This window comes from Xenophilus sp., assembly GCF_044462705.1.
Lineage (GTDB): Bacteria > Pseudomonadota > Gammaproteobacteria > Burkholderiales > Burkholderiaceae_C > Xenophilus > Xenophilus azovorans.
On record NZ_JBIQNC010000074.1, the window covers coordinates 9,440 to 20,186 of the forward strand.

Here is a 10,747-nt window from a genome sequence, read left to right on the forward strand (position 1 = left end):
CTTCCCGACCATCAGCGCCTGCGCCTGCGCGATGCAATTGGCCAGCAGCTTGGCGTGGTGCCCTTCCAGCGTGTGGCCGGGCTCGTGCACGGCGATGAACTCCAGCGGCACGACGTCGGTGCCCTGGTGCAGCATCTGGAAGTACGCATGCTGGCCGTTGGTGCCCGGCTCGCCCCACAGCACGGGCGAGGTGCCGTAGGGCAGCCGCTGCCCGGCCAGGTCGACCTGCTTGCCGTTGCTCTCCATCTCCAGCTGCTGCAGGTAGGCCGGCAGCCGGCGCAGCGCCGCGTGGTAGGGCGCGATGCTGCGGCTGGTGAAGCGGTGGAAGTTGCGATACCACACGTCCAGCAGGCCCAGGCGCACCGGCAGGTTCGATGCCAGCGGCGCGGTGCGGAAGTGCTCGTCCATCGCATGCGCGCCGGCCAGGAAGGCGCGGAAGCCTTCGGCCCCGATCGCCAGCGCGATCGGCAGGCCGATGGCCGACCACATGGAGTAGCGCCCGCCCACCCAGTCCCAGAAGCCGAAGGTGGTCTCGATGCCGAAGGCGCGCGCCGCTTCCACGTTGGTGGTCAGCGCCGCGAAGTGGCCGGCGATGTCGTTGCCGCCGGACTGCGCATACCAACGCTTGGCCGACTGCGCGTTGGCCATGGTTTCGGCGGTGGTGAAGGTCTTGGAGGCGATCAGGAACAGCGTGTGCTCCGGCGCCAGGTCCTCCAGCACGGCGTCCAGCTCGTGCCCGTCCACGTTGGAGACGAAGTGGAAGTGCTTGCCCGGCGCCGCGAACTCGGCCAGCGCCTGCACCGCCATCTGCGGCCCCAGGTCGGAGCCGCCGATGCCGATGTTCACCACGTCGGTGATGGTGTGGTCGGCGCGCACCTTTTCGGCGTAGGCGAGCATGGCGCCCAGCGTCTCGTGCACCTGCGCCAGTTCGGCCGGCACGGCGGCGGCCGATGCCGCGCCGGGCGGGCAGCGCAGCAGCCAGTGCATGACGGCGCGGTCTTCCGTCGCATTGATGTGCTCGCCGGCGAACATCGCGTCGCGTTTCGCCTCCAGGCCGCATTCGCGCGCCAGCTGCAGCAGCAGTTGTTCCGTGCGCGCGTCGAGCAGGTTCTTCGACAGGTCGGCGAAGACATACGGCGCCTCCTGCGCGAAGGCCTCAGCGCGGCCCGCATCGGCGGCGAAGGCCTCGCGCAGGTCGAAGCCGCGGCCCGCGGCATCGAAGTGCGCCTGCAGCGCGGCCCAGGCGGGCGTGCGGTCGCATCGCGGCGAAGGTGTCGCGGCCATGGCTCAGGCCCCCATCAGGCGTTCCAGCTTGACCGCGTCGGCGGCGAAGGCGCGGATGCCCTCGGCCAGCTTCTCGGTGGCCATCGCGTCCTCGTTGAGCGCGAAGCGGAAGGCGGCCTCGTCGTAGCGCACCTCCGGGATGTCGCGGTCGCGCGCCGCCGATGCATCGAGCGCATGGGCCAGCGGCGCAGTGCTGCCCGCCAGCTCGGCCAGCAGCTCGGGGCTGATGGTCAGCAGGTCGCAGCCGGCCAGCGCGGCGATCTGCCCGGTGTTGCGGAAGCTCGCTCCCATCACCTCGGTGGCGATGCCGTGCTTCTTGTAGTAGTCGTAGATCTGGCGCACCGACTTCACGCCGGGATCGTTGGCGCCGGCATTCGCGGCCTCGTCCCACTGCGCGCCGGCGGCCTTCCTGTACCAGTCGTAGATGCGGCCGACGAAGGGCGAGATGAGCCTGACGCCCGCCGCGCCGCAGGCCACCGCCTGCGCGAAGGAGAACAGCAGCGTCAGGTTGGTGTGGATGCCCTTCTTCTCCAGGATCTCGGCGGCGCGGATGCCCTCCCAGGTGGAGGCGATCTTGATGAGCAGCCGCTGCTCGACGTCCACCCCCTCGGCGCGGTACAGGGCCACGATGCGCTCGGCGCGCTCGACGGTCGCGGCGGCATCGAAGGACAGGCGCGCGTCCACCTCGGTGGAGACGCGGCCGGGGATGAGCGAGAGGATCTCGGTGCCGAAGCGCACCAGCAGGTGGTCGATCACCTCGTCGACCGGCTTGCCCTTGTGCGCGGCAACGGTCTCGTCGAGCAGCGGCCGGTAGTCGGGCTTCTGCACGGCCTTGAGGATGAGCGAGGGATTGGTGGTCGCGTCCTGCGGCCTGAACTGGGCCAACTGGCGGAAATCGCCGGTGTCGGCCACCACGGTGGTCCACTGGCGCAGGGCTTCGAGCTGGTTCATGGCGTGTGTTTCTCCGGAGGAAAGGCGGCCTCGTCATGCCGGCGATCGCCGGGCGGGCCGCAGCATGGGCATGGTAAACGGGCTGCGTGGCGAGGCTGATATGTGGGGGATCGGAGGTCGGTACGTATTTCTTATGAAGGGTGCGCTGTTGTGCCGGCCCAGGCCCCAACGGGCCGTTGCAGAACACCCCCTTTGTCCCGTTCAACTCCCCTCACCCGTTCACGCTGAGCCTGTCGAAGCGCGGCACCCGGCTTCGACAGGCTCAGCCCGAACGGTGGTCGGGTATCAGCTTCCCCGTTGGATGCTCTACCAACGGTTCCACGCGCCCCAGGCCCCGGCCACGGCGCGTGCCCCCAACGGTCAGGGGAACGCAGTCAGGCGCGCTGCGCCCGCGCCCCCCGCCACGCCCCGAAGATCGCGATCAGCCCCGGCACCAGGATCAGCGCCCAGATGATCTTGTCCAGGTGCTCCTTGACGAAGGGCAGGTTGCCGAAGAAATAGCCCGCCGTGCAGATGCCCAGCACCCACAGCAGCGCCCCGCCGACGTTGAAGGCGGTGAACTTGGCGCGCCCCATCTCGGCCACGCCCGCGACGAAGGGCGCGAAGGTGCGGATGAAGGGCATGAAGCGCGCCAGCACGATGGTGACGCCGCCGTAGCGCTCGTAGAAGGCGTGCGCCTGATTGAAGGCGTTGCGGTTGAAGAAGCGCGAATGCTCCCACTGGAAGACCTTCGGCCCGAAGTACCGCCCGATGCTGTAGTTGCACTGGTCGCCCAGCACCGCCGCCGCCAGCAGCACCGGCACCGCGATGCCGAAGTGCATCAGCCCCGCGCCGCACAGCGCGCCGACGATGAACAGCAGCGAGTCGCCCGGCAGGAAGGGCATGACCACCACGCCCGTCTCGACGAAGACGATGAGGAACAGCAGCGCGTACACCCAGGGCCCGTAGGCCACGACGAAGGCTTCGAGATGCTTGTCGACGTGGAGGATGAAATCGATCAGGAAGGCAACGAGATCCATGCGATCGGCATTATCCCGACGGCTCTGCGCGCGGCTTCCTAGAATGCCCCGGTGAGCGCCCTTCCCTCCGCCATCGACGCCGCGGCCGGCACGCGCCGGCCGATCCGCGAACTCCCCGACGAACTCGTCAGCCAGATCGCCGCCGGCGAGGTGGTGGAGCGCCCCGCGTCGGTGGTGCGCGAGCTGGTGGACAACGCGCTGGACGCCGGCGCCGCGCAGATCACCGTGCGCCTGCTGGCCGGCGGCGTGCGGCTGATCGCGGTGGAGGACGACGGCGTCGGCATCCCGCGCGAGGAGCTGCCGCTGGCCTTGCGCCGCCATGCCACCAGCAAGATCGCCAGCCTCACCGACCTCGAATCGGTCGGCACCATGGGCTTTCGCGGCGAGGCGCTGGCCGCCGTCAGTTCCATTGCCGAGCTGAGCATCCTCTCGCGCCACGCGCAGGCCGACGGCGCCTGGCTGCTCGACGGGCGCACCGGCGAGCTCAAGCCGGTGGCGCGGGCGCAGGGCACCTCGGTCGAGGTGCGCGAACTGTTCTTCGCCACGCCGGCGCGCCGCAAGTTCCTCAAGACCGACGCGACCGAGCTGGCGCACTGCCTGGAGGCGGTGCGCCGCCACGCGCTGGCGCGGCCGGAGGTCGGCTTCACCGTCTGGCACGAGGGCCGGCTGGTCGAGCAGTGGCGCCCGGCGGCGACTGCCGCGCGGCGCATCGCCGACGTGCTGGGCGACGACTTCGTGGCGCAGAGCGTGGAGGTCGAGCACGGCACCGGCACGGTGCGCGTGAGCGGCCACGCCGGCGTGCCCGACGCGGCCCGCTCGCGCGCCGACCAGCAGTATTTCTACGTCAACGGCCGCTTCGTGCGCGACAAGGTGCTGCAGCACGCGGTGCGCAGCGCCTACGAAGACGTGCTGCACGGCCAGCGCCAGCCGGTGTTCGTGCTGCACCTGTCGATCGATCCGACGCGGGTGGACGTGAACGTGCATCCCACCAAGATCGAGGTGCGCTTCCGCGACGGGCGCGAGGTGCACCAAGCGGTGCGCCATGCCATCGAGAACGCGCTGGCCGCGCCGCGCGCGCAGGCCATCGGCGCCGACATGGCGGCCGCGCGGCCGGCGCCGCTGTTCCGGCCGGACGCGCCGCCGGTGCCCGCGCCCTGGGTGCAGCCGGCGATCCATTTCGCGGCGGAGCGCGGCCCGGGCGACATGGCAGCGATGTGGCCGGCCTCGCGCGCCGAGCCGGCCGCGGCAGGCGCGATGCCGTCCGCGGCGCCCCCGCCGGCCTTCCCGCCCGCGGCGCTCGCCCCCCCTCCTGCCGCCACTGCGGCCGACGGCACGCAGGACTGGCCCCTGGGCCGCGCCCTGGCCCAGTTGCACGGCATCTACATCCTGGCCGAGAACCGCCAGGGCCTGGTCATCGTCGACATGCACGCCGCGCACGAGCGCATCGTCTACGAGCGGCTGAAGACGCAGCTCGACGGCAGCGCCATCGCCAGCCAGCCGCTGCTGATCCCGGCGCCCTTCGCCGCCACGCCGCAGGAGGTGGCCACCGCCGAGGCCTGCGCCGCCGTGCTGCCGGCGCTCGGGCTGGAGGTCTCGCCCTTCTCGCCGCGCACCCTGGCGGTGCGCGCCGTGCCCGCCGCCCTGGCCGACGGCGACCCGGTCGAGCTGGCCCGCAGCGTGCTGGCCGAACTGGCCCAGCACGAGGCCAGCACCGTGGTGCAGCGCGCCCAGCACGAACTGCTGGCCACCATGGCCTGCCACGGCGCCGTGCGCGCCAATCGCCGCCTGACGCTGGAGGAGATGAACGCCCTGCTGCGCCAGATGGAGGCGACCGAGCGCTCCGACCAGTGCAACCACGGGCGGCCCACCTGGCGCCAGCTCAGCGTGCGCGAGCTGGACGGCCTGTTCCTGCGCGGGCGCTGAGCCCGCTGCAGCCGGCGCGCCCGCGCCGGCGCAACCCCGGGTTTTCCGCAGTCGGCCAACACCCCGGCACAACCGTTGCATGTCGTATCTTCTGCCACGCCACCCGGCGCGGCAGGACGAAGGGGGACGACCGGGTCGAGACGACGGCCGGATCCGGTGCGAACGAGTGAACTTTTGGCCGCCATCCGATCTCTTCTTCCCCGATGAAGCGCTGGACCGCGTTGCTTTCCGCCCTTTCCCTCGCCGCCCTGCTGGGCGCCGGCTGCGCCACGCTGGACGAGCGGCAGCGCGAATGGATCTTCCAGCCCAGCGACCTGAGCTGGGGCAACACCGCCACCCTGGCCGCCGGCATGCAGGACGTGTGGATCGGCTTCGACTCGCAGGTGTCCGGCCGGCGGGCGCGCCTGCACGGCCTGTGGCTGGGCGAAGGCGACGCGCAGGCCGACCCCCGCCGGCCGGTGATGCTGTACCTGCACGGCGCGCGCTACAACGTCGCCGGCTCGGCGCCGCGCATCCAGCGCATGCACGAGCTGGGCTTCTCGGTGCTGGCCATCGACTACCGCGGCTTCGGCAAGAGCACCAAGGCGCTGCCCTCCGAAGAATCAGCCCGCGAGGACGCCCGCGCCGCCTGGGCCTGGCTGGCCAAGCAGTACCCCGACAACCCGCGCTACATCTTCGGCCACTCGCTGGGCGGCGCCATCGGCATCGACCTCGCCGCCTACGCGAAGGACGAGGCCGGCACCATCGTCGAGGGCACCTTCACCTCGATCACCGACGTGGTCAGCAGCTTCAAGTGGGGCTGGCTGCCCTTCTCGGCGCTGGTCACGCAGCGCTTCGAGGCGATCAGCAAGGTCAAGTCGATCGGCTCGCCGCTGCTGGTGGTGCACGGCTCCAACGACACGCTGATCAACCCCACGCTGGGCCGCAAGCTCTACGACGCCGCCGCGGGCCCCAAGATGTTCGTGCTGGTCGAGGGCGGCTCGCACCACAGCACCAACTCCATCGGCGAGCTGCAGTACCGCTCGGCGCTGGCGCAGCTGTTCAGGATGCAGGAGCCGCCGACCCAGGCGGCGCAGACGGTCCCCGCGAATCCGGCGCCGCCCGCGCGCAGCGGCACGGCCGCCTCCGCCCGGCCGTCGCTGCAGAGCTGAGGCGCGGCCGGGCCCGACCCGGCTTTGCTACGCTCGCCGGGTGCCCTCCGCCCCGCTCGCCACGCCCGCCGCTTCAGCCGCCCCCCCGAACGTCGCCCGCCCCGGGCTGCTGGTGCTGGCGCTGGCGCTCCTGCTGGGCATCCAGCCCGTCACCACCGACCTGTACCTGCCCGCGCTGCCGGCGCTCACGGCCGGCTTCGGCGCCCATGTGGCGCAGGCGCAGCTCACGCTCACGGCGCTGCTGCTGGCCTTCGGCCTCTCGCAGCTCGTGCTCGGGCCGCTGTCGGACCGTTTCGGCCGCCGCCCGGTGCTGCTGTGGGGCCTGGCCGCCTACGTGGCGGCGGCCGTCGGCACCACGCTGTCGGGCTCCATCGAGGTGCTGATCGCGTTGCGCGCCGTGCAGGGCGCGGCGATGGGGGCCGCCGTGATGGCCGCGCGCGCCATCGTGCGCGACCTGTATGCGCCGGCCGACGGCGCCCGGGTGATGTCGCGCGCCCTCACCGGCCTGGGCGTGATCGCCTGCCTGTGCGCACCGGTGGGCGCGCTGGTGACCGACCTGCTGGGCTGGCGCATGGCGCTGGGCATGACGGCGGTGTTCGGCGCCGTCACGCTCGGCCTGGTGGCGCTGCGCCTGCCCGAGTCGCTGCCGCGGCCGGACCCGCACGCGCTGCGGCCGTCGGCGTTGGCGCGGACCTGGAAGCAGGTGCTGGGCCACCCGGTGTTCCTGGCGTACTGCGCGCTCACCACGGCTGCCTACGGGCTGCTGTTCACCTTCCTCGCCGCCTCGTCCTTCGTCTTCCTGCAGGTGCTGGGCCTCACGCGCACCGGCTACGGTCTGGTGATGCTGTGGAACTCGCTGGCCTACATCGCCGGCACCTTCCTGTGCCGGCACTGGCTGGCGCGCCACGGCGTGCAGGGCGCGGTGGCGCGCGGCGCGGCGCTGAGCCTGGCGGGCGGCACGGCGATGGGCCTGCTGGCGCTGGCCGGCGTGCAGTCGGTGTGGGCCGTGATGGCGCCGGCCACGCTGGCGATGCTGGGCCACGGCGTGCACCAGCCCTGCGGCCAGACGGGCGCGGTCGGCCCCTTCCCGCAGGCGGCGGGCGCAGCCTCGGCGCTCAACGGCTTCGCCATGATGCTGGCGGCCTTCGCCATCGGCCACTGGCTGGGCGGCGCGCTGGACGGCACGACGCGGCCGCTCGCGCTGGGCATCTGGTTCTGGAGCGTGTGCCTGGCCGTGCTGGGCTGGGCCGTGCTGCCACGCGCGGTGCGCCGGGAGACGCCCGCTTGACGGCGCCGCGGGCCCCTGCCTGGATCGGCATCGCCGGCCCCACCGCGAGCGGCAAGACGGCTGCGGCGCTGGCCGTCGCTCGGTCGCTGGCGCATGCGATGCCGGTGGAGATCGTCAGCGTCGATTCCGCCCTCGTCTACCGCGGCATGGACATCGGCACCGCCAAGCCCACGGCCGCCGAACGCGCCGCCGTGCCGCACCACCTCATCGACATCCTCGACCCGGCGCACAGCTACAGCGCCGCCGCCTTCGTCGCCGATGCCGTGCGGCTGGTCGCCGACATCCGCGCGCGCGGCGCGCTGCCGCTGCTGGTGGGCGGCACCATGCTGTACTTCAAGGCGCTGATCGACGGCCTGGACGCGATGCCGGCGGCCGACCCCGCCGAGCGCGCGCGGATCGACGCCGAGGCGGCCGAGCGCGGCTGGCCCGCACTGCACGCCGAGCTGGCGCAGGTGGACCCCGCCACCGCGGCGCGGCTGGCGCCGGGCGACAGCCAGCGCATCCAGCGCGCGCTGGAGGTCTGGCGCACCAGCGGGCGGCCGCTGTCGGCCTTCCAGCAACGGGCGGCCGGCGGCCGGCCCGCGCAGGACGTGGTCCTCTTCTCCCTGGAGACCGAGGACCGCGCCTGGCTGCACGAGCGCATCGCCCGGCGCTTCGACGCGATGCTGGCCGCCGGCTTCCTCGACGAGGTGCGCGCCCTGCGCGCGCGCGGCGACCTGCACCCGGGCCTGCCCTCCATCCGCTGCGTGGGCTACCGGCAGGCGTGGGAGATGTTCGATGCGCTCGGCAGCGACGCGAAGCAGCCCGGCGCCGGCGCCCTGGCCGCGCTGCGCGAGCGCGGCATCGCCGCCACCCGCCAGCTCGCCAAGCGCCAGATCACCTGGCTGCGCGGCATGCCGGCGCGCCGCATCGTGCCCTGCGACGCGGCCGACGCCGCGCAGCGCCTGGCCGCCGCCGTCGCGCCGCTGGCGCAGTCACTGGCATGAAGCTGGTCGTCGAGCACCTGCGCAAGCGCTACGGCGAGGCCGACGTGTTCCGCGGCGTCGACCTCACGGTCGAGCCCGGCGAGTTCGTCGCCATCGTCGGCGAATCGGGCGTGGGCAAGTCGACCCTACTGAACTGCCTGGCCGGGCTGGACCACTGGGACGAGGGGCGCGTGCTGCACGGCGACGCCGACATCGGCGCGCTCGACGACACCGCCCGCGCCCTGTGGCGCCGCGCGCACGTGGGCTTCGTGTTCCAGGCCTTCCACGTGCTGCCGCACCTGGACGTGGCGCAGAACGTCGCGCTGCCGCTGATGCTGCTGGGCCAGCGCGGGCCCGAGGCGCGCTCGCGCGTGCAGGCGATGCTGGAGGCGGTGGGCCTGGCCGGGCTGGGCGGGCGGCTGCCGCAGCAGCTCTCCGGCGGACAGTTGCAGCGCGTGGCCATCGCGCGCGCCCTGGTGCACCGCCCGCCGCTGCTGCTGGCCGACGAGCCCACCGGCAACCTGGACCCGGCCACCGCCGCGAAGGTGATGGACGTGCTGGCCGCCCAGAGCCGCGAGCACGGCGCCAGCCTGGTGCTGGTCACCCACTCCGACAGCGCCGCCGCGCGCGCCGGGCGCGTGGTGCACCTCACGGCCGACGGCATCGCCCGCGGCTAAGGGCTTCAGCGCACCTCGGGCTGCTGCCAGTACACGTAGGTCCAGGCCGGCGAGAAGCCGATGCGCGCGTAGAGCGAGCGCGCGAGGTAGTTCTCCACCTCCACCTGGAGGAAGGCTTCCCCGATGCCGCGGCGCAGCGCCTCGGCGCCCATCGCCGCCATCAGCTGCCGCGCCAGGCCGCGGCCGCGAAAGCGCGGGCGCGTGCGCATGCCGTGCACGCCGACCAGCCCCTGGCTGAAGCAGGCGCAGCCCACGGCGGCGACCTCGCCCGTGGCGGCCGACTGGCCTTCCGCGGTGAAGCGCACGCTGGCGTACACCGCGTCCTGCGCGCGGCGCAGCAGCCGCACGCGATGGCCGCCGTCGACCGGATCGAAGCCCTCGCCGAGGTACACGCGCGCCCAGTCGTCGCCTGGCTGCACCTCCAGCAGCACGGCGTCGCCGCGGCCGCCGTCCACCATCGCCTGCGCGGTGCCGGTCATCACCATCGTCGGGCGCGAGGGCACGTAGTCGCGCTCGCGCAGCGCGGCGTTGAACGCCTCGAAGGCGGCCACCTCCACCGGCAGGCGGAACACCGGCGCCAGGTGCCGGGCGCGGTAGCGCGCCTCGATCTCCGGCAGCAGCGCCGCGTCCGGCGCGTCGTGCGCGAGCGGCACCGCGCTGTGCGCCCGGCCCACCGTGCCGGCGTCCAGCGGCAGCAGCCAGCCCGGCAGTTCCTCCACCACCTCCGGCGGCACGGCGGCCAGGGTGGCGCGTTCGATGGATTCGATGGAAGGCATGGCCCCATTGTGCGTTGGCGCCGCGCGCCGCCGTGCGGCGGGTTTCCCGCGGGCCGCCGCGCGTCAGCCCGCCGCCGGCGCGTTGAGGAAGGTGCGCGGGAAGAAGGCCGGCCGCGCGCGGTCGCGCAGGCGCCAGCCCATGGCCGGCCGGCCGACGGCCGCGGGGAGCATGCCCGCCTCCTCCAGGAAGCCGCCGTCCAGCATGCGCTTGCGGAAAGCGCTCTTGTCGACGGGGCGGCCCAGCACCGTCTCGTAGGCCTGCTGCAGCGCGGGCAGTGTGAAGGGCTCTTCCAGCAGGAAGGCGGGCAGCGAGGTGTACTCCACCTTGCCGCGCAGGCGCTCCAGCGCGGCGGCGAGGATCTGCGCGTGGTCGAAGGCCAGCCGCTTGCGCACGGCGGCATCGGCGTCGAACCAGGCGACCTGCGCTGCATCGCCGCCGCCGGGCCGCCCCAAGGCGGCGAGCGCCCCCTCGGGGGGCAGCGAACCACGCGAAGCGGGGAGCGTGGGGGCTACGTCATCGCCCTTTTCCAGCGTGACCGACGGCGCCGGCAACAGTGCATAGAAGCAGTGGGTGGCGGACCAGCCGCGCGGATCACGCTTCGCGCCGCCCCAACTACCGAGTTGCTCCAGGTAAGGGGTGACCGCGCCCGTCTTCTCGCGCAGCTTGCGCAGCGCGCAGTCCAGCAGGGTGGCGTCCCGCGCCACGTCCACGA

At 73.2% G+C, this 10,747-nt stretch carries 10 protein-coding genes; 5 read left to right on the forward strand and 5 right to left on the reverse strand.

Annotation, left to right across the window (positions count from 1 at the left end; translation table 11 throughout):
* From pgi to ACIY1X_RS12890, 3 genes are all read right to left on the reverse strand, one after another.
* A partial coding sequence (pgi, locus tag ACIY1X_RS12880; protein WP_399680980.1) for a glucose-6-phosphate isomerase occupies positions 1-1,284 on the reverse strand: 1,284 nt, incomplete at its 3' end.
* A 3-nt stretch (positions 1,285-1,287) separates the two neighbouring features.
* The gene (tal, locus tag ACIY1X_RS12885) at positions 1,288-2,235 is read right to left on the reverse strand and encodes a transaldolase (protein WP_399680982.1); all 948 of its coding nucleotides are present in this window, start codon (positions 2,233-2,235) and stop codon (positions 1,288-1,290) included.
* Positions 2,236-2,609: 374 nt separating this feature from the next.
* A complete protein-coding gene (locus ACIY1X_RS12890; protein WP_399680983.1) occupies positions 2,610-3,254 on the reverse strand; it encodes a DedA family protein in 645 nt (214 codons plus the stop codon).
* A gap of 51 nt (positions 3,255-3,305) precedes the next feature.
* Between ACIY1X_RS12890 and mutL the strand changes: the two genes are divergently transcribed.
* The 5 genes from mutL to ACIY1X_RS12915 all read left to right on the forward strand — a co-directional run bounded on the left by mutL (position 3,306) and on the right by ACIY1X_RS12915 (position 9,258).
* Entirely contained in the window at positions 3,306-5,177 is a 1,872-nt protein-coding gene (mutL, locus tag ACIY1X_RS12895) for a DNA mismatch repair endonuclease MutL (RefSeq protein ID WP_399680985.1), read from the forward strand.
* Between the two features lie 203 nt (positions 5,178-5,380).
* Positions 5,381-6,328 carry an alpha/beta hydrolase gene (locus ACIY1X_RS12900; protein WP_399680987.1) on the forward strand — a complete coding sequence of 316 codons (948 nt, stop codon included), beginning with the start codon at positions 5,381-5,383 and terminating at the stop codon, positions 6,326-6,328.
* Between the two features lie 40 nt (positions 6,329-6,368).
* Complete coding sequence (locus ACIY1X_RS12905) at positions 6,369-7,616, forward strand: Bcr/CflA family efflux MFS transporter (protein ID WP_399680988.1); 1,248 nt, start codon at positions 6,369-6,371, stop codon at positions 7,614-7,616.
* On the forward strand, positions 7,613-8,602 hold the full coding sequence (miaA, locus tag ACIY1X_RS12910) for a tRNA (adenosine(37)-N6)-dimethylallyltransferase MiaA (protein ID WP_399680990.1): 990 nt from the start codon (positions 7,613-7,615) through the stop codon (positions 8,600-8,602). Before ACIY1X_RS12905 ends, miaA begins: the two co-directional genes overlap by 4 nt.
* Positions 8,599-9,258, forward strand: a complete 660-nt coding sequence (locus ACIY1X_RS12915) for an ABC transporter ATP-binding protein (RefSeq protein WP_399680992.1) — start codon at positions 8,599-8,601, stop codon at positions 9,256-9,258. The genes miaA and ACIY1X_RS12915 overlap by 4 nt, the downstream gene beginning before the upstream one ends.
* Positions 9,259-9,263: 5 nt before the next feature.
* Here the strand turns inward: ACIY1X_RS12915 and ACIY1X_RS12920 are convergent, their stop codons facing one another.
* Both ACIY1X_RS12920 and ACIY1X_RS12925 read right to left on the reverse strand, forming a co-directional pair.
* Positions 9,264-10,034, reverse strand: coding sequence for a GNAT family N-acetyltransferase (locus ACIY1X_RS12920; protein WP_399680993.1), 771 nt, complete (start codon positions 10,032-10,034; stop codon positions 9,264-9,266).
* A gap of 63 nt (positions 10,035-10,097) precedes the next feature.
* The coding region (locus tag ACIY1X_RS12925) for an NrtR DNA-binding winged helix domain-containing protein (RefSeq protein ID WP_399680994.1) at positions 10,098-10,747 on the reverse strand (650 nt) is incomplete at its 5' end.